The sequence below is a fragment of the Conexibacter sp. S30A1 genome (genome assembly GCF_023330665.1).
Taxonomy (GTDB): domain Bacteria; phylum Actinomycetota; class Thermoleophilia; order Solirubrobacterales; family Solirubrobacteraceae; genus Palsa-465.
In genome coordinates this window covers 1,689,163-1,705,671 of record NZ_CP097127.1, presented here as the reverse complement: position 1 = coordinate 1,705,671, position 16,509 = coordinate 1,689,163, and the positions used below count along the sequence as shown (strand labels likewise).

Annotated in this window: 20 protein-coding genes; 12 read left to right on the top strand and 8 right to left on the bottom strand. The window is 68.2% G+C overall.

What is annotated here, in order from left to right:
* Positions 1–7: 7 nt before the first annotated feature.
* Together M3M54_RS08460 and M3M54_RS08455 are read right to left on the bottom strand one after the other, a co-directional pair.
* Entirely contained in the window at positions 8–2,239 is a 2,232-nt protein-coding gene (locus tag M3M54_RS08460) for a recombinase family protein (RefSeq protein ID WP_249019580.1), read from the bottom strand.
* Positions 2,236–2,493, bottom strand: coding sequence for a hypothetical protein (locus M3M54_RS08455; RefSeq protein WP_249019581.1), 258 nt, complete (start codon positions 2,491–2,493; stop codon positions 2,236–2,238). The genes M3M54_RS08460 and M3M54_RS08455 overlap by 4 nt, the downstream gene beginning before the upstream one ends.
* 161 nt (positions 2,494–2,654) lie before the next feature.
* Here M3M54_RS08455 and M3M54_RS08450 point away from each other — a divergent pair, with 161 nt between their 5' ends.
* The 8 genes from M3M54_RS08450 to M3M54_RS08415 all read left to right on the top strand — a co-directional run bounded on the left by M3M54_RS08450 (position 2,655) and on the right by M3M54_RS08415 (position 6,523).
* On the top strand, positions 2,655–2,924 hold the full coding sequence (locus tag M3M54_RS08450; RefSeq protein ID WP_249019582.1) for a hypothetical protein: 270 nt from the start codon (positions 2,655–2,657) through the stop codon (positions 2,922–2,924).
* A 29-nt stretch (positions 2,925–2,953) separates the two neighbouring features.
* The gene (locus tag M3M54_RS08445) at positions 2,954–3,757 is read left to right on the top strand and encodes a reverse transcriptase domain-containing protein (protein ID WP_249021718.1); all 804 of its coding nucleotides are present in this window, start codon (positions 2,954–2,956) and stop codon (positions 3,755–3,757) included.
* Positions 3,758–3,870: 113 nt separating this feature from the next.
* A complete protein-coding gene (locus M3M54_RS08440; RefSeq protein WP_249021717.1) occupies positions 3,871–4,779 on the top strand; it encodes a carbon-nitrogen hydrolase family protein in 909 nt (302 codons plus the stop codon).
* Entirely contained in the window at positions 4,776–5,366 is a 591-nt protein-coding gene (locus M3M54_RS08435; RefSeq protein WP_249021716.1) for a TetR/AcrR family transcriptional regulator, read from the top strand. Before M3M54_RS08440 ends, M3M54_RS08435 begins: the two co-directional genes overlap by 4 nt.
* A gap of 30 nt (positions 5,367–5,396) precedes the next feature.
* Positions 5,397–5,534 carry a hypothetical protein gene (locus M3M54_RS08430; protein WP_249021715.1) on the top strand — a complete coding sequence of 46 codons (138 nt, stop codon included), beginning with the start codon at positions 5,397–5,399 and terminating at the stop codon, positions 5,532–5,534.
* A gap of 5 nt (positions 5,535–5,539) precedes the next feature.
* Positions 5,540–5,869, top strand: coding sequence for a hypothetical protein (locus M3M54_RS08425; protein WP_249021714.1), 330 nt, complete (start codon positions 5,540–5,542; stop codon positions 5,867–5,869).
* The gene (locus M3M54_RS08420) at positions 5,856–6,272 is read left to right on the top strand and encodes a phage holin family protein (protein ID WP_249021713.1); all 417 of its coding nucleotides are present in this window, start codon (positions 5,856–5,858) and stop codon (positions 6,270–6,272) included. The genes M3M54_RS08425 and M3M54_RS08420 overlap by 14 nt, the downstream gene beginning before the upstream one ends.
* 14 nt (positions 6,273–6,286) lie before the next feature.
* The gene (locus M3M54_RS08415) at positions 6,287–6,523 is read left to right on the top strand and encodes a DUF3618 domain-containing protein (RefSeq protein ID WP_249021712.1); all 237 of its coding nucleotides are present in this window, start codon (positions 6,287–6,289) and stop codon (positions 6,521–6,523) included.
* A 71-nt stretch (positions 6,524–6,594) separates the two neighbouring features.
* On the opposite strand, the gene M3M54_RS08410 is transcribed toward M3M54_RS08415, so the two are convergent.
* From M3M54_RS08410 to M3M54_RS08400, 3 genes are read right to left on the bottom strand one after another with little or no spacing between them, the layout of a single operon-like run.
* A complete protein-coding gene (locus tag M3M54_RS08410) occupies positions 6,595–7,449 on the bottom strand; it encodes a DegV family protein (protein WP_249021711.1) in 855 nt (284 codons plus the stop codon).
* A 14-nt stretch (positions 7,450–7,463) separates the two neighbouring features.
* The gene (grxD, locus tag M3M54_RS08405; RefSeq protein WP_249021710.1) at positions 7,464–7,874 is read right to left on the bottom strand and encodes a Grx4 family monothiol glutaredoxin; all 411 of its coding nucleotides are present in this window, start codon (positions 7,872–7,874) and stop codon (positions 7,464–7,466) included.
* Positions 7,871–8,101, bottom strand: coding sequence for a BolA family protein (locus M3M54_RS08400; RefSeq protein ID WP_249021709.1), 231 nt, complete (start codon positions 8,099–8,101; stop codon positions 7,871–7,873). Before M3M54_RS08400 ends, grxD begins: the two co-directional genes overlap by 4 nt.
* Positions 8,102–8,149: 48 nt before the next feature.
* Here M3M54_RS08400 and M3M54_RS08395 point away from each other — a divergent pair, with 48 nt between their 5' ends.
* From M3M54_RS08395 to M3M54_RS08385, 3 genes are all read left to right on the top strand, one after another.
* Complete coding sequence (locus M3M54_RS08395; protein ID WP_249021708.1) at positions 8,150–8,503, top strand: iron-sulfur cluster assembly accessory protein; 354 nt, start codon at positions 8,150–8,152, stop codon at positions 8,501–8,503.
* 73 nt (positions 8,504–8,576) lie between these two features.
* The gene (locus M3M54_RS08390; RefSeq protein WP_249021707.1) at positions 8,577–9,287 is read left to right on the top strand and encodes a YciI family protein; all 711 of its coding nucleotides are present in this window, start codon (positions 8,577–8,579) and stop codon (positions 9,285–9,287) included.
* Complete coding sequence (locus tag M3M54_RS08385) at positions 9,284–10,498, top strand: RNA polymerase sigma factor (RefSeq protein ID WP_249021706.1); 1,215 nt, start codon at positions 9,284–9,286, stop codon at positions 10,496–10,498. The genes M3M54_RS08390 and M3M54_RS08385 overlap by 4 nt, the downstream gene beginning before the upstream one ends.
* 92 nt (positions 10,499–10,590) lie before the next feature.
* Here the strand turns inward: M3M54_RS08385 and M3M54_RS08380 are convergent, their stop codons facing one another.
* Entirely contained in the window at positions 10,591–11,244 is a 654-nt protein-coding gene (locus M3M54_RS08380; protein WP_249021705.1) for a DNA-3-methyladenine glycosylase, read from the bottom strand.
* The gene (locus M3M54_RS08375) at positions 11,241–11,927 is read right to left on the bottom strand and encodes a chlorite dismutase family protein (protein ID WP_249021704.1); all 687 of its coding nucleotides are present in this window, start codon (positions 11,925–11,927) and stop codon (positions 11,241–11,243) included. Before M3M54_RS08375 ends, M3M54_RS08380 begins: the two co-directional genes overlap by 4 nt.
* An 84-nt stretch (positions 11,928–12,011) precedes the next feature.
* On the opposite strand from M3M54_RS08375, the gene M3M54_RS08370 reads away from it, so the two are divergent.
* Positions 12,012–14,396 (top strand): glycosyltransferase, encoded by a 2,385-nt coding sequence (locus tag M3M54_RS08370; RefSeq protein ID WP_249021703.1) that lies wholly within the window; start codon positions 12,012–12,014, stop codon positions 14,394–14,396.
* Here M3M54_RS08370 and M3M54_RS08365 read toward each other — a convergent pair.
* A complete protein-coding gene (locus tag M3M54_RS08365; protein WP_249021702.1) occupies positions 14,354–16,483 on the bottom strand; it encodes a bifunctional diguanylate cyclase/phosphodiesterase in 2,130 nt (709 codons plus the stop codon). The two genes, M3M54_RS08370 and M3M54_RS08365, sit on opposite strands and share 43 nt — an antisense overlap.
* Positions 16,484–16,509: the final 26 nt, after the last annotated feature.

Genomic DNA, 16,509 nt, shown 5'->3' with positions numbered 1-16,509 from the left:
GCCATCGTCACACTGCCTTTGCGTTCATGGGGGTGGTGTCGAACAGGGTGTTTTCGGCGTGTGGGACCAGTATTCGCAGGCCTTTTCGGCGTCCGTTGCGGACGTGGATGGCTTCAAGCTCGCCGCGCTTGACACGTTGCAACACGGTTTGGCGGGAGACGCCGAGGGCGCGCATCGCGTCGAACATCGGTATGTATCCGGGTGGGGCGTCGTCGACGAACAGGGCGCGGAGCTGGTCGTTGACACGGATCCGCCATGGTGCGCCGGGGGTGTCCTGTTCGCCGCGGATGACCCCGTCGTGGAGCCAGCGGTGGATTGTGGAGGGTGCGACGCCGAGCTGTTCGGCGGCTTTGGCGATCGGGAGCAGCTCCCCGTCGGGCGGGTCGGTGGCTGGCTGGTAGGCGGGGATGTGGCGGTAGCGGCGCAGGCCGCCGACGATGATCTGGGTGAACCGCTCGCCGGTGGCGGAGCGGCGGCCTTGGCGGTTGAGGATCCCGGCGATCGTGCCGTCGTCGTAGTGGGTCGCGAGGCGTGTGAGCAGTTCGATCGTGTCCTCGTCGGTGCGGATCGTGGGCTGGTGGCGTGGCAACGGGACCGTGAGCTCGGTGATCGCGCCGCCGTGCCAGCGGATCGTGACGGTCGCTTGGTCCTTGTCGCGGTCGACGTTGAGGATGACCTCCTCGATCAGGCAGCGGATCAGTTGTTTGCGGTCACGGTCACTGGTGGTTGGGGCGGACCACACGCGCCCGAGGTCGGTGCCGAGCGCAAGCAGACCTTCGCGCTCTTGTTTGGTGAGGGTGCGCGGGTGTTGTTGCTGGCGCAACGCAAGCTCCGCCTCGGCTTTGGCGAGTTCTTGCAGCGCGCTCTCCCAGTCACGCTCCAGGCCGCGGGCGACGAGCCGGTTCTCAGGCTCGACCTGTCGGTAGCGGCGCTCAGCCTTCTCGGCCCGGTAGCGGGCTTGCTCGAGTTGCAGGCGCCACTGCTTCAGCGCGGCATCATGGTCGTGCTCGAGCGCTTCGGCCGCGATGATCGCGGCCTTCACACCGGCTGGGGTGAGCGCCGCCAACAGCGCCCCGGCGACAGCCTGGTCGATCTGCATCCCGCCGACACGCATGCACCAGCTGCCGCGGTTCTCTACCAGGATGCTGGCGGGGCAGTGGTAGTTGGGGCGTTGCTGCCCGCGTTTGCCCTGGTAGTGGACCTTCAGTTTCCGTCCGCAGCGGCCGCACACAGCGATCCCTTGCAGCAGCGCTTGGCCTTCGCGGACCGCGCCGCCGGGCTCGTGCGCGCGCGGACGGGTGTTAGCGGCGATCCGCTCACGGTTTGCCTGGTAGGTGGCCTTGTCGATGTAGCCGGGGTGATGCTCCCAGATCAACACCCCCCATTCTGCCTGGGGAAGGCGACGCAACCGCTGACGTGTGTTGCCGTGCTCATCGACATAGCGCTCACGGCGGGTTTTCCCGAACGCGTAAGCGCCAGCATAAACGGGGCTCTCAAGCACGCTGTGGATCTGATGGTAGGTCGGGGTGACCCACCGCAGCTCGTCGTGCTCCCAGCGACGCAACGGGAACTTCACGCCCTCACGACGCATCCACAACCACACCTGGCGCACCGACCCGAGCTCAGCGAACCGGTCAAAGATCGTCTGGATCGCACCACGGATCGCCTCGTCGGGATCGAGCAGAATCTCGCCTTCCTCCTCGCCCCAGATAAGCCCGACCGGCAGCATCTTGCGCAGCTCCCCCCGCTGGGCCTTGTTACGGATCCCGCCGTTCAAACGGGCCCTGAGGACGTGCAGCTCAGCCTCCGACATTGTGCCTTTCAGGCCGAGCAGCAGCCGGTCGTTGAACGAGCCGGGGTGATAGAGCCCGTCGCTATCACCGATCACGGTGTCGGTCACCCCACACAGGTCCAAAAGCCGGTACCAGTCAACGTTGTTGCGCGCCAACCTGGAGACCTCCAGGCCGAGCACCAGGCCGGCGTGCCCGAGCGCGACCTCCGCCGCCAGCCTGGCAAACCCGGAGCGGTCAGACATGCCGGAGCCGCTGATCCCGAGGTCCTCGTCGATCACGACGACCTGCTCGCGAGAGAACCCCAGCTCGATCGCGCGCTCAACCAGCGCGTACTGGCGGGCGGTCGACTCCGTGTTGCGTTCCAGCTGCTGTTGAGAGGACTGGCGCAGATACACGAACGCCTGACGACCCAGATGCGAGCCGGTCAGCTTCTGACGCTCGCTCATCGCCCAAGCCCCGAACGCCGATCCGCAAGCTCGGCCAGCTCAAGCAAACAGAACGCCAGCCTGCGCGCCTCATCCGGGCGCAGATACGCCAACACCGGCAAGCTCGGCTCAAGCAATGAGCCGAACTCGTCACACCTCTCCCCAGTGTCCTCATCGCTCAGGCACACCGTCACCAGCTCCAAGCCACCACCACCGACCCGGCTGATCGTCCTGCCATCCAGACGGGTCAGCACACGCTCCCGGTACTCGCTCATCGCCGCCCGCCTCGGTCGCGACCGTCTGCGCGATCAACGCTGCCAGCACGCTCACCGCGGTCTGACGCTGCTGCTCGCCGACCAGCTCCCACAACACCGCCGCCGGTGCCGGACTCTCGGCCAAATCCAGTCGCAGCTGCACGATCGATCTCCTCGCAACCATGATCATCGCGCTCGCCCAGGACGACACGCTCAACCAACGGCGCCAGCACCCGCCGGGTGGCCAGCAAATCCTCAAGCAAACACAGCATCCCTGTCCCGACCGGCTCCGGCACGGCCTGCAGATCGGTCCACGCTGCCGGGACCATCAAATGGCTGGCGTCCGGAAGGACCAGGATCAGCTCCAGCCGCCCACGCCGGTGCATCCAGCCCATCAGTTCAAGCGGCTGTCCCTCCCACGCATGCGCACGCCGAACGATCCGCACCGTTGACGGAAAGCCATCGAGGTGGGTCTTGTGTCGTGTCTTCCTTCTCCTTGATCGAGCACGAGCGTTTGCTTGCGCTTGTTGCGGAGCGGGTTTCGGACAGGCGGGTGGTCAAGCTGATCCGTTTGTGGCTCCAAGCGGGGGTTATGGATGATGGGCAGTTCTCGCGGTCGGTTGCGGGGACGCCCCAGGGCGGGGTGGTTTCTCCGCTGCTGTCAAACATCTATCTCCAAGCGCTTGATCGGGCGTTTGCTGATGAGGCTCACGGCAGACTGATCCGTTATGCGGATGATTTCGTCGTGGCTTGTCGCAGCAAAGCCGATGCCAGCGCAGCACAACGGTTGGCGGCGGACGTTCTCGCCAGCCTGGGTTTGGGGCTGCACCCGGACAAGACGAAGATAGTTGACCTACGAGAAGGCCGGGAAGGGTTTGATTTTCTCGGCTGCCATTTCCATGCTCGTGTGTCGGGTCGTTTGCTGGAGCGCGGCGTCCGTCGCTACTACCTCCAGCGGTGGCCTTCCCAACGGGCGATGGGTCGGGTTCGTGCCAGGGTCAAGGCCCTGACCGGGCGCGGCCGGGTCGGGCATGACCTCCGTGACGTGATCGCGGGACTGAACCCGATTCTGCGTGGGTGGGGCAACTACTTCCGGACCGGGAACGCCGCTATCAAGTTCAACCAGATCGATCGGTATGTCGTGTACCGGCTCAGGCGCCTGATGGTCAAGCGCTATGGCCGGAATCTGCACGCGCGACATCCGGTCTGGGACCGTGAGTTCTTCGAGGCGCTCGGCCTCTACCGCTTGCGGGGCACCGTTCGATACCCGGGGGTTGCGTCGTGACCATCAGGACGATCATCGGTAAGCCGTGTGCGGGAAAACCGCACGCACGGATTGAAAGGGGAATGGGGAAACAGGCCCTCGCGGTACTGCGCCCCTGACTACCAATGCTCACCGTGGCCTCTGCCGCAGCCGCCGCGTCGGGCGCCGATGTCGGCGCCAAATTGCGCGTTGGCGCCGTGCAGCTCAATGCAACTGAGGATGTGGAGGCGAACCTGGAGACGGCCGATCGGCTGGCCCGCCAGGCGGTGCGCGATGGCGCGGCGCTCGTGGTGCTTCCCGAGAAGTGGACGGTGCTCGGCCGCGGCGAGGTGATGCAGGACCGCGCCCAGACGCTCGACGGAGAGGCGGTCAGGTGGGCGCGAGCGCTCGCGCGCGAACACCATATAGACCTGATCGCGGGCTCGTTCGTGCACCGGCGCGCAGGGTCGGCCAAGACCGCAAACACCAGCCTGCACGTCGGCCCAGACGGCGAGATCCTCGCCAGCTACGACAAGCTGCACATGTTCGACGTTGAGGTCGACGGCACCCGCTACACCGAGTCTGAGCACGAGCAGCCGGGGGAGTCTGTGGTGGTGACCACGGTCGGCGCCAACCCGCAGACCGACCAGGGCCACCTGCTCGGCATGAGCATCTGCTACGACCTGCGCTTTCCCGAGCTCTACCGTGCGCTCAGCGAGCGCGGCGCCGAGATCCTGGCGGTTCCCTCCGCGTTTACGCTGGCCACCACCCGCGACCACTGGGAGACACTCCTACGCGCGCGCGCGATCGAGAACCAATGCTTTGTGATCGCGGCAAACCAGATCGGCCCCCACCCGCCCGGCAACCGCTCAGGCGGACGCAGCATGATCGTCGACCCGTGGGGCATCCCGCTCGCAGTCGCACCCGACTGCGAAACGGCGATCGTCGCCGATCTGGACTTCGCTCTACTGGCCGACGTACGCGCGCGGCTGCCGGCGCTGACCCACCGACGCGCACCGGGGCTGTATGCCGCTGCCCAAAGCTCCGGTCGGCCCGCGCCGTGAGCGTCGCCGCCGACAAGCGGCGACTGATCCTGGATGCTGCTGTCCGCGTGTTTGCGCGGCAGGGCTTCCACACCTGCCGCGTTTCGGACATCGCTGACGAGGCCGGTGTCGCCTACGGGTTGGTCTACCACTATTTCCCATCCAAGGAGACGATCCTCGACACGGTCTTTCTCGAGCGTTGGAACCTGATGCTCGCGACGATCGCCGACGCGCAGGCGAGCGAGGCTCCGCCCCGCGAGCAGCTTCGTCGCATCGCGTCCTTCATCGTCGACTCCTACAGGCGCGACCCCGATGTGATGAAGGTGATTGTCGTGGAGGTGACGCGGGCCGCGAACACGTTCGGTCGCACCCACGTGCAGCGGATCATGCAGGCCTACGAGGGCATCGCGCAGATCGTTGCGCAGGCTCAGAAGGCGGGTGTGTTTCGCCGCGAGGTTGATGCGCTGTTTGCAGCCCAAGCGTTCTACGGCCTGGTCGAACAGGTGCTGACCCAGTGGATCTTCAGTGGCGAGGAGATCCCCGAGGCGGAATTTGAGCACGTCAAGGCTGAGATAGTGGAGATGATCTGCGGCGGCCTCGGCGGATGAGCCGCTTGCGATCTGGTTGAATCACTCGAAATGAAGGAGAGCCCAGTGGTAAAGCGACTCATGTGGTCGGGCCTGATGGCCGCGGTCGGCGCGCTCGCGAGTGTTGTCGCGACGCGTCTGGCCGCGGTGATCTGGAAGCGGGTCTTCGACGAAGACCCGCCGGAGTGAGCGACGTGAGCGAGCGCCCGCCAGAGCCGGGAGACGCACAACGCACGCGTCGCCCGCACTCGCTGCGGAAGTCTGCGGCTGCGACCGAGCCACCTGCGCCGGGTGACGCCGCGGCCGGCCGGACCGCCGGGGAACTCGCAGACGCCACCGGCAGTGCCACTGACCCCGCGGCGACGGCGCTGGCCGCCGGCTCGCCCCTGAACGCCGTCCTCGAGCGTCTCGGGCTCACCCAGGCTGAAGCGCTGGTCCGTCGCCGACCGGAGGTCGGCCTCGGCATAGCTTTTGCCGGCGGGTTGGTGGTGGCGACTATTCTCAAACGTCTTGGCCGCAGGTAACGAACAGCAGGACAGCATTGCCGGCGCTATCACCCAGGTCTCTGACAGCCTGGGGAAGCTCGTGCACGACGAGATCGAGCTCGCCAAGGCTGAGGTGGGCGAGAAGATCTCGAGCATCGCCCGCGGCACGGCGGCGGTCGCCGCCGGGGCCGTGTTCGGCGTGTTTGCCGTGATCCTGGCGCTGCTCACGATCGCCTGGGCGCTCGACGCCATACTGGTCAGCGGCGTGGGCGATGTCTGGATCGGCTTTCTGATCGTGACGGGCGTGCTGGTTGTGCTCGCCCTGCTCTCGTTTTTGTTTGCCTGGCGCAAGCTCCGCGTCGGAGCGCCGACTCCGACGATGGCGATTGACGAAGCAAAGAAGATCCGCGAGACGGTCTCCACCTCGGCCGCCAAGAGCTGAATAGACACGGCACGATGGCGACTCGCACACCCGATGAGATTCGCGCCTCGATCGAGCGTAACCGCCAAGAGCTCGGTAGCTCGCTGGCTCTCCTGCGCGACGAGGTGGGCCAGCTGACCGACTGGCGCGCCCAGCTGCGCCGCAACGAGCGGAGCCTGCAGATCGCGGCCGCGGCCGCCGGGTTCGTGTTTGCCGGCGGCGTCGGCGGCGCGCTCGGAGCCGTGCTGCGCCGCGGCCGCCGACGCCGCTGAGGCCGGGCGCCCGACGGCGCGCCACTGGACGGCGCGCCGCTCGACGGCGCCTCACCGGATCGCTGGCGTCGTTACTGAAGCAGTGAGCGCTCGGTGGCGCCGATGCCGAGCAGCCCAGGCCCGATGTGGGCGCCGATCACGGGCCCGATCTCCGAAACGAACATGGGCTCGCAGCCGAACACGTCTCGGCAGCGTGCCGCCAGTTCGCGCGCCGCCTCGGGCGCGTGTGTGTGCTGCACGACCCAACCGTCGCGTCCGCTGGCGGCCAGCTGCTCGCCCAGCGCAACCAGGCGCTCGAACGCGCGTCGGCTGGTGCGCACCCGCTCGACGGCCGTGATCTCCGAGTCGAGTGAGAGGATCGGCTTGATCTTCAGCGCCGCGCCCAGCAGCGCCTGGGCACCGCCGATGCGCCCACCCCGGCGCAGGTACTCGAGCGTATCCAGGGCGAAGAGGAAGTCCAGCGAAGCTCGTGCCGCCTGAGCGCGGGCTACAACCGCGGTCGCGTCTGCGCCTGTGCTTGCGGCGGCTGCTGCCGCCAGCAGCATCAGCCCCTGCGCGCCACAGGCCGTGCCTGAGTCGACGACGTGGACCAGGGCGGCTGCCTCGCCGAGCGCCGCGCGGGCCTGCTCGGCACTGCGCACCGTGCCAGAGAGCCCACCGGAGAGGTGGATCGAGACGATCTCATGGCCGGCTGTCGCGAGTGGCTCGTAGATCGCCAGGAAATCACCGATCGAGGGCTGGGAGGTGGTGGGCAGGTCGCCACCGGCCACCAGCCGCTCGTAGTAGGCGTCGTAGTCGGTGATCTCGCGCTCGCGGCTTGCGCCAGCGCTGTCATGCACGTAGAGGCTGACCTCGCGAATACCAAGAGCCTCCACCTGCCCGCGTGGCAGGTAGTGACAGGTGTCTGATACCAGGGCTACGGGCATGCGCCCGCCTGACCCTACAGCAGGTTTTCGATGCTCAGCGGCGCGGGCTCGGCCGCGCCGACCTCCGCCGGTGCTTGCGCTGAGGCTGTGCCGGCACCGTCGCGGACACCGAGCAGCCTCTGCAGCTCGCCGGTTTCGTGCATCTCCATGACGATGTCGCAGCCACCGACCAGCTTGCCGTCGATGAACAGCTGTGGGATCGTGGGCCAGCCGGACAGCGCCGAGAGCTCTTGGCGGATCCTCGGATCGGGGAGCACGTTGACGGCCGCAAACGGGGCCTCCAGGCTCTCCAGCACGGCCACGGTGCGCGCTGAGAACCCGCAGGCCGGCGCGTCCGGCGTGCCCTTCATGAACAGGATCACCGGGTTCTCGGCGATCGCGCTCTTGATCTCGTCGCGCATCTGGTTGGTGGCTGGGTCGCTCATCGATCCTCCGTTGCTGTGATCTTGAGGGAGAGGGCGTGGATGCGGTCGCCGAGCTCGGCGCCAAAGACGTCGTAGACGAGCTTGTGCTGGTCGATCCTGCTGAGGCCGGCGAAGGCTGGGCCTTCCACGATCGCCTCGAAGTGATGCCCGTCGCCGCTGACTGCGGCGCGTGTGCCGGGGATCGCGGACTCGATCCTGACCTTGAGCTCGTCGGGTGAGACTGACATGCTCTCTAGCGTAGCGGCCACGCGGGCCGAGGCTATACTCACTGAAGCATGATCTCTCTTACCGACAATGGTGCTCTGAAGGTTCGCGAGTTTCTCTCCGCGCAGGCCGCTGTGGCCGAGACCGCAGGTCTGCGCGTGGGCGTCCGCGGCGGTGGTTGTTCCGGGTTTCAGTATGCGCTTGCCTTTGACGAGGAGCGCGACGGCGACACCGTTTTCGAGGACAAGGGAATCCGACTCCTCGTCGACAACGCGAGTCTCCCATACGTTCGTGGCTCGGTGATCGACTTCGTCGACGGCCTGCAGGGGGCCGGCTTCAAGGTCGAGAACCCAAACGTCGTGGCCGCCTGCGGCTGCGGCTCCTCGTTCCGGGTCGCCGAAGAACAAGAAGTATCAGCCGTCTGAGGCCACGGTCCATCTCGGGGTTTCGCGTTCGTCGTACTGACATCAACGCAAACCCACTGCGGAGGTGGACGACATGAAGTATCTGCAGCTGATCTGCATAGAGGGCGAGACCGGAACGCCGGCGGCGGCCGCAGCCATGAACGAGCACATCGGTCCATGGCTCCAGGAGACACAGTCGCGAGGCATCAGGATCGTCGGCAAGCAGCTCGACGAGCCGGCAGGCGCGAAGACCGTCCGCGTCCGCGACGGCGAGACACTCATCACCGACGGCCCTTACGCCGCCACGAAGGAGTACATCGGCGGCCTCGACATACTCGAGTGCGAGAGTCTCGATGAGGCGATCGAGGTTGCCGCCAAGCACCCGGTCTCGTGGTTTCACGCGATCGAGCTGCGGCCCTTCGCCTCCGAGCTCGAGGTCCCTGACGACCTCAGCCCCGACGACATGCGCTACCTGGTGCAGATCTTCGTCGACGGCATCCCCGAGACCCCGGAGGTCGAGGAGGGGATCGTGCGGGACGCCGAGGCGTGGGGGGAGCAGGCGCGGGAGCGTGGTGTCATGGTGCTCGGAGGCGGGCTGCAACCGAAGCACACAGCCACAACGGTGCGCGTCCGCGACGGCGAGGTGCTGCTCACCGACGGGCCGTTTGTTGAGACCAAGGAGTATCTGGCAGGCATCGCGATCCTCAACGGTGGCGTGACCGAGCAGGCGGCGGTGGAGTTCGCCGCCCGCTTCCCCACAGCGCGCTACCACCCCGTCGAGGTCCGGCGATTCATCGACCAGTGACCGCGCCGGAGGCGGTGCAGGCGGCGTTTCGGGATGAGTGGGGACGCATCGTCGCCTCCCTCATCCGCCGCACCGGCGACTGGGACCTCGCCGAGGAGGCGGCGCAGGAGGCGTTCGCCCAGGCGCTCGCCAGCTGGCCGGGCGACGGCGTGCCGCGCAACCCGGGCGCGTGGCTGACGACCGTCGCCGGCAACCGCGCACTCGATCGCATCCGGCGCAGCGCCCGTGGCAACGAGCTGATCCGGCAGCTCGCCGAGGATCCGCTCCACGCCGCAGCAGACGGGCAGCAAGACGACGAGCCGCCGCAGGCGATCGAGGACGACCGCCTGCGGCTCATCTTCACCTGCTGCCATCCGGCGCTGGCCCTGGAGTCGCGAGTGGCGCTGACCCTGCGCGCGCTCGCCGGGCTGACGACGGCCGAGATCGCCCGCGCGTTCCTGGTCCCCGAGGCGACGATGGCCAAGCGGCTGACCCGTGCGAAGGCAAAGATCGCCGCCGCCGGGATTCCCTACCGGGTCCCGCCGCCCGAGCGGCTGCCAGAACGCACCAACGGCGTCCGCGCGGTGCTCTACCTGCTCTTCAACGAGGGCTACGCCGCGTCCTCGGGTGACCTGCCGATCCGCGCGAGCCTCTGCGACGAGGCGATTCGGCTTGCGCGTCTGCTCCCGGCCGAGCCGGAGACCCAGGCGCTGCTTGCGCTCATGGTCCTCCAGCACTCGCGTCGCGACGCCCGCGTCGACGACCGCGGCGAGCTGGTCACGCTCGAGGACCAGGATCGGTCACGCTGGCACCTCGACGAGATCGCCGAAGCCGACACGCTGCTTTCCGGCGCCGGCCCGCTGGCCGGCGCCGGGCCCTACCGCCTGCAGGCCGAGATCGCCATCCGCCACACACGCGAGCCGACCGACTGGCCGTGCATCGCCGAGCTCTACGCCGAACTCGAGGCGCTCAGCCCCTCGCCGGTGGTGCGGCTGAACCGGGCGGTGGCGGTCGCGCTGGCCGGGGACCTCGACGCGGGGCTCGAGATGGTTGGAGAGCTCGTCGTGGGCGACGAGCTCTCCAACTACCACCTGCTCCATGCCACACGCGCGGATCTGTTGCGCCGGCGTGGTGACCTCGTCGCAGCGCGGGAGGCCTACGAGCGGGCGTTGGCGCTCGCCCCGACGGAGGCCGAGCGGCGGTTCCTGCGGCGACGGCTCGTCGTCGAGTGAGCGCCAGAGGTGGTGGCAGGCGAGCGTGGGCTGGTCGCTCGGAGTGCCCAGCGCTTGGCGCCCGTGCCCGCCCGAGCGCGCCGCTTTGTGCCTCAGATCGGGTCGGGCTCGGCGGCGCCCGGGTCGCTGTCCAGCGTGGCCCACAGGTAGCGGCAGGCGAGCGTGCGGTAGGGGCGCCAGGGCGCCGCGATCCGCTCCATCGTCTCAGGGTCGGGCAGGGCGTCCAGTGCGTAGGCCGCCATCATCGCCTTGCGGATCCCCAGGTCACCTGTGGCCAGCACGTCCGGGCGGTCGAGGTGGAACATCAGGAACATGTGCGCGCTCCAGGGGCCGAGGCCCCGCACGGCCGTCAACTCCCCGATCACTTCCTCGTCGCTCAGCGTGTCGAGCCGCTCGAGCTCCAGCCTACCGTCCAGCACGTGCTCGGCGAGTGAGCGCAGGAACGTCACCTTGGCGCGGGAGAGGCCGACACCGCGCAGCGCCTCCGGGTCCTCGTCGAGAATCTCTCGAGGGGTGGGCTCGCGCCCGCCGAAGCGGGCGGCCAGCCGGTTGTAGATCGCCGCCGCGGCCTTGGTCGAGAGCTGCTGGCCGACGATCGTGCGCACCAGCGCACCGTAATGCTCACGCTGGGCGCCGGAACGGCGTTCCGGTAGGCCGTCCGGCCCGTGGCGGTCGATCAGATCACGCAGGACGGGATCGCCGGCGCGCAGTCGCTCACGCGCGGCACGGCTGGCGTCGGCGCTCACGCCGACGCGCGCAGCGCGGCGCCGTCGAGCGCGCCAAGCGCCCGCTCGACCGGCATGGACAGGCAGGTGAAGGTGGGGGTGTCGCGCAGCGTGTAGGCGCTTGACTCGGTCAGGCGGAGCTTCTGGACCAGATCGAGGAAGTCGGCCGGGTTGTCGGACTCGAAGGCGACCACGAACTCCTGGTCGTCAAGGCCGAACGAGTAGCTCGTGTTGAGGTCGATGTTCGGGAATTCCTTGCCGACGCGGATGTGCTCCTGCATGATGCGCCAGCGCTCGTCGGCGGGTAGGAGATACCAGGCCCGCGTCTTGACGAACGGATAGACGAACAGATACTTGCTGTGTCCGGGCCGCACCTCCAGGCGGGACTCGTCGGAGTACTCCGACGGCTTGGTCATCGCCAGGTAGGAGTACGGGATGCTCATCCACTTCATCAGACCGCTCTGCGTGAGCACCACGTGGAACTCGTGGATGCGCTCCAGGTTCTCGGCCTGCGAGAGCAGCAGCATGTCGGCGTCTCCGCGGGTCCCGGCCAGCGAGAACACACGCAGCAGGTGATCCTGGCTGAAGTCCTCGCAGGCGGCCAGGAACTCGCGCTTGTGCTCGTCGCGCTCGTCGTCCGGTAGCCGCCGCCAAGCGGGCTCCACCGCGAGGAACGTGTACTTGACGAAGTGTCGCTTGGGCATTGCCCCCCAATGATGGCAGGTGCTGTCTCCGGCGGGCGCCGGGCGGGGTAAGCAAGTCCTTAGCGATCGTTAGGATTCAGCGTGATGCGGATTGCGTTGGTATCTCCGTACTCGTGGTCCTATCCCGGGGGCGTCACGAGGCACATTGAGGCTCTGGCCGAGCAACATCTGGCAGCCGGACACGATGTGCGCGTGCTGGCTCCGCTGGACCCACCGGACCGAGCCGCGTCTTTGATGCACCGTGGTGCCTGGCCGCAGCGCATCGCAGCGCCCGACTACCTGATCCCGCTGGGACGCACGGTCGGTGTGGGTGCCAACGGTGCGATCTCGAATCTGTCGTTCGGCGCCTGTGGTGTGGCACGTCTCTCACGGGAGCTGGCCAGGGGCGGCTACGACGTCATTCATATCCACGAACCGGTCGCGCCGATGGTCGGCTGGGTGGCGACGCTGCCGTTCGGAACGCCGCTGGTTGGCACGTTTCACTCCTATTCGGCCAAGTGGTTGCCGAACGCCTTTGCCAACGCGTTCGGCGCAACCCAGGTGCTGAACCGCCTGCACGTGAGGATCGCCGTCTCGCAGGCCGCCGCATGGACTGGACGGCGGTGGTTCGGCGGCACCTACCGCGTGATCCCCAACGGTGTCAGCGTCGACCAAGACGCCCTGGTGGGCGCGCTCGCGCTGGGGCGCGAGCGCGCCCACCAGGATCCCCAGCAGCCGTTGCGGATCGTGTTCGTCGGGCAGGCGGTGGAGCGCAAGGGGCTGCCGGTGCTGGTCAGGGCCTTTGAGGCGCTGCGCGACCATATCCCTGCTCAGTTGACCGTGATCGGCCCGAGCGAGGATGAGCTTGCTCCGCTGTTGCTTGACGGGCGCGGCGTTCGCGCGCTGGGCAAGGTTGACGATCAGACCAAGCGCCGCGAGCTGTGCGCGGCTGATGTCTTTGTCGCGCCGTCGCTGGGCGGGGAGAGCTTCGGCATGGTGCTGACGGAGGCGTTTGCGGCGGGCGCGGCGGTGGTCGCCTCCGACATCGCCGGCTACCGGGACGTGGTCAGCGCCGGCAGCGACGGCCTGCTCGTGCCCGCGGGCGACGCGCAGGCGCTGGCCGAGGCCGTGCGCGAGCTCTACCACGAACCGCAGCGACGCCTGCAACTGGCGGAGCGGGCCGCCCAGACGGTCCAGCGCTTCGCCTGGGAGCAGGTCGCCGGTGAGGTCATGCGCGCCTACGAGGATGCGATCGCGGTGCCTGCGCCGGTCGGTGTGCGACGCAAGCTCGCCGTCTGGAGTGGCTTCGCGCCGGCGGATATGGGCCCGCGGGTGTACGCGCAGCGTCTTGAGAGCATCGAGCCACCGCTGGCGTCTGAGGGTCAGCAGCGCGGCCGTCGGGCTCGCCTCAGGCGCTGGCTGACTCTGGGGGCGGGCCTGATGACCGCCGTGCTCGCCTACCTCGGGCTGCGTAGGGTCGGTATCGCAAGCGTCGGCGCGACGCTTGTGAGCTCGGAGCCAACCTACGTGCTGCTCGGCTTGACGGCGATGGCGGTGGCGATGCTGTTGCGCGGCCTGGCCTGGCATGCCGCAGTGCGCGCGGCACTGCCGCGTGCTCGGATCGGGCTGCGCGACACGCTGCGGGCGACGATGATCGGCGTGTTGATGTCAGCGACGCTTCCCGCGCGTCTGGGCGAGCCTTCGCGCGCGCTGGTCCTCGCGCGTCGAACCGGGCGTCCCCGCGACACCCTGCCGGTGCTGCTCGGGACGGTCGTCTCGCAGACGGCGATCAACGTCGTCGCGCTGATCCTGCTCGGTGCCCTGACCTTCTCGGTGGCGGGCTTCTTGGCCGGTCACGACAACGTGCTGATCGTCACCGCCGGCGCGCCCTCGTTGCTGCTGCTGGGCCTGGTGCTGGCGCCGATGCTGTTGCGCCGTCGCAACGCCAGCACGCGCTTCGTGCGCCTCTCGCGTGTGATCGCTGCGCTGCAGCTTGCGACCGGTCGTGCACGCGGCGGGCTCGCGGTCTTCGGCAGCCTGCGCCTGGGGGCCACGGCGATCAGCGCGCAGCTCGCTGCGTGGGCGGTGCAGATCCTGGCCTGTTATCTGCTCCTTGTGGCCCTCGGGCTCGGTCAGCGCGTCGGCCTGTTGGCGGCTGCGGCGGTGCTCTTTGCCGTCAACGTGACCGCGGTTCTGCCTGCCACGCCGGCGAACGTCGGGGTCTTTCAGTTCGCGTGCGCGACCGTGCTGGCCACCGGCTGGCACATCGGCTGGGGCACGGGCGTGGCCTACGGCGTGATTCTGCAGGCCGTGGAGATCGCGACAGCGATCCTGATGGGCGCGCCAGCGCTGCTGCGAGAGGGCATGTCGTGGCGCGAGGTGCGTCTGCGCGCGTTGCATGCGGCCCCGATCAAGCTCCCGCCCAGGGGCCCAGCCGCTGACGGTGCCTACGCTGCCGTGCGCGTCGGGTCGAGCAGCTGGCGCGGGTAGGAGGCCAGCTGCGCGCATGGGAAGGGTGCCGCGAAGTGGTAGCCCTGCCCGTAGTCGACACCGAGGCTCTGCACCCGCCGCATGCGCGCCTCGTCGGAGACGTACTCGGCGATGGTCTGCTTGCCGAGGGCACGGCCGATCTTGACGATCGACTCGATCAGCAGGTCGTCGGTGCGGTTGCGTTCGGTCGAGAGGAACTGGCCGTCGATCTTGACGTACTGGGACGGGAAGTGCTTGAGGTAGTAGAAGGTGCTGAAGCCGGCGCCGAAGTCGTCTATCGCGAACTTGCAGCCGAGTGCAGCGAGGCTGCTGGCCATGGCTCGCGCCTTGCTCATGTTGCCGATCGCCGCCGTCTCGGTCAGCTCGAAGACGACCCGCTCAGGGTTGGTGCCGTGCCGCTTGAGCTGCTCTGCCACGTAGCGGACGAGGCTGGTGTCGTCGATCGTCGCGCCGGAAAGGTTCAGCTCGAAGGTGAGATCCGGGTGAGCCGTGGCCAGCGCGAACCCGTGGTCGATCACCCAACGGTCGATCAGGTGGATGAGCCCGAGCCGCTCGGCAGCGGGCAGGAAGCGTCCGGGGGTGACGACGCCGTCGCCGTCGCGCAGGCGCAGCAGCACCTCGCAGTGGGTCATGACGCCGGTGCAGAGGCTGACGATCGGCTGAACGAAGAGCTCGAAGCCGTCCTGCGCGAGCGCGCTGCGGATGACGTGCTCGATCGAGTCGCCCCGGTGGTCGCGAACCCAGCCGCGGTCTGAGGCCTCGAGCAGCGTGGCGCGGTTGCGTCCCTTCTCCTTGCTCTGGTACATCGCACGGTCGACATCGGCCAGCACGTCCTCGACACTCGCCTGGACGCCGTCGAAGATCAGCACCCCGGCGCTGCCGGTTACGCGCAGCGTCCTGCCGTTGACGTCGGTCTCGTGCTCGCGTACCGCGGCGAGCAGCTCGTCGGTCAGCTCACGGGCGCGAGCTGCGTCAGCGCCCGGCACCAACACCGCGAAGGAGTCGCCGCCGAAGCGGGCCAGGACGTCACTGGGGGCGAGGTGCTCGGCCAGGACCTCGGCGATCTCAGCGACCAGCGCGTCGCCGACGCGGTGGCCATAGGTTTCGTTGACGTACTTGAAGTTGTCCAGGTCCAGCATCAGCACCGCCACCTCGTGCCCGCCCTGGCGTGCCCGCGTGGCTGCGTTGGCCAGCTCCTCCTCGAAGCGCTTGCGGTTGAAGAGGCCGGTGAGCGGGTCGTTGTTTGACAGGTAGGCCAGCTGCGCTTGAGTGCGTCGCCGCTCGCTGATGTCGCGCAGCGCGCCCACCAGGCCGACGATCGCGCCGGTGTGGTCGCGCAGCGGGCTCAGCGTGGCGGAAACGTGCAGCAGGTGCCCATCCTTGTGTAGGCGTACGTCCTCGTACTCGGCAAACTCGATCGCGCCGCTCAGCACCTCGCGCCGCCGCTCGACGGACTCCTGGAAGCTGCGGGTGCCGCTGCGGTGCGGGTAGAGCTTCGACAGCGGCTGGCCGATGATCTCCTCGGCGGTGTAGCCGTAGAGGCGCTCGGCGCCCGGGTTCCAGCTCAGGATCTCGAGGTCACGGTTGACCGTGTAGATCGCCTCGCTCGTCGACATCACGATCTGCGATAGCAGCCGCTCCATCTCAGTGGAGCGCGCCGCGAGTGTGTAGTCGTGGTTGATGCCCACGTAACGCAGCGGCGTGCCGTCGCTGTCGACCTCCAGGACAGCACGGGCCACTATGGGGCGAACGCCGCCGTCGGGGAGCACGAGGCGCAGGTGCTCCTCGAGCTGTTCGCCGGGGTGCTCGTGTAGGCGCGCCAGCCAGCGCGTACGGCGCTCCCGATCGTCGGGGTGGGTGTGGCTCAGGCCGGTCGTCTGATCGACCGCGATCGTGTCCGGCTCGTAGCCGTGCAGGCGGTAGAGCTCATCCGACCAGCGGGCCGCGCCGGTCTTCAGATCCCACTCCCAACTGCCAACATGGGCCAGGTGCTCGGTGGTGTCGTGGAGCCAGCGTAGGCGCGCGAACTCCAGCTTGAGCGCCTCGTGCTCAGCGCGCAGCCGGTTGAGCTCATCGTCATCGGCCACCGGCCCTCCTCGAATCTAAATCACCG

Excerpts from the sequence above, each read along its gene's own strand:
- M3M54_RS08400 (WP_249021709.1), bottom strand. The coding sequence starts at position 8,101 with ATGTCAGTCTCACCCGACGAGCTCAAGGTCAGGATCGAGTCCGCGATC.
- M3M54_RS08390 (WP_249021707.1), top strand. The coding sequence starts at position 8,577 with ATGAAGTATCTGCAGCTGATCTGCATAGAGGGCGAGACCGGAACGCCG.
- M3M54_RS08415 (WP_249021712.1), top strand. The coding sequence starts at position 6,287 with ATGGCGACTCGCACACCCGATGAGATTCGCGCCTCGATCGAGCGTAAC.
- M3M54_RS08410 (WP_249021711.1), bottom strand. The coding sequence starts at position 7,449 with ATGCCCGTAGCCCTGGTATCAGACACCTGTCACTACCTGCCACGCGGG.
- grxD (WP_249021710.1), bottom strand. The coding sequence starts at position 7,874 with ATGAGCGACCCAGCCACCAACCAGATGCGCGACGAGATCAAGAGCGCG.
- M3M54_RS08430 (WP_249021715.1), top strand. The coding sequence starts at position 5,397 with ATGAAGGAGAGCCCAGTGGTAAAGCGACTCATGTGGTCGGGCCTGATG.
- M3M54_RS08460 (WP_249019580.1), bottom strand. The coding sequence starts at position 2,239 with ATGAGCGAGCGTCAGAAGCTGACCGGCTCGCATCTGGGTCGTCAGGCG.
- M3M54_RS08455 (WP_249019581.1), bottom strand. The coding sequence starts at position 2,493 with ATGAGCGAGTACCGGGAGCGTGTGCTGACCCGTCTGGATGGCAGGACG.
- M3M54_RS08375 (WP_249021704.1), bottom strand. The coding sequence starts at position 11,927 with ATGCCCAAGCGACACTTCGTCAAGTACACGTTCCTCGCGGTGGAGCCC.
- M3M54_RS08370 (WP_249021703.1), top strand. The coding sequence starts at position 12,012 with ATGCGGATTGCGTTGGTATCTCCGTACTCGTGGTCCTATCCCGGGGGC.
- M3M54_RS08450 (WP_249019582.1), top strand. The coding sequence starts at position 2,655 with ATGATCATCGCGCTCGCCCAGGACGACACGCTCAACCAACGGCGCCAG.
- M3M54_RS08395 (WP_249021708.1), top strand. The coding sequence starts at position 8,150 with ATGATCTCTCTTACCGACAATGGTGCTCTGAAGGTTCGCGAGTTTCTC.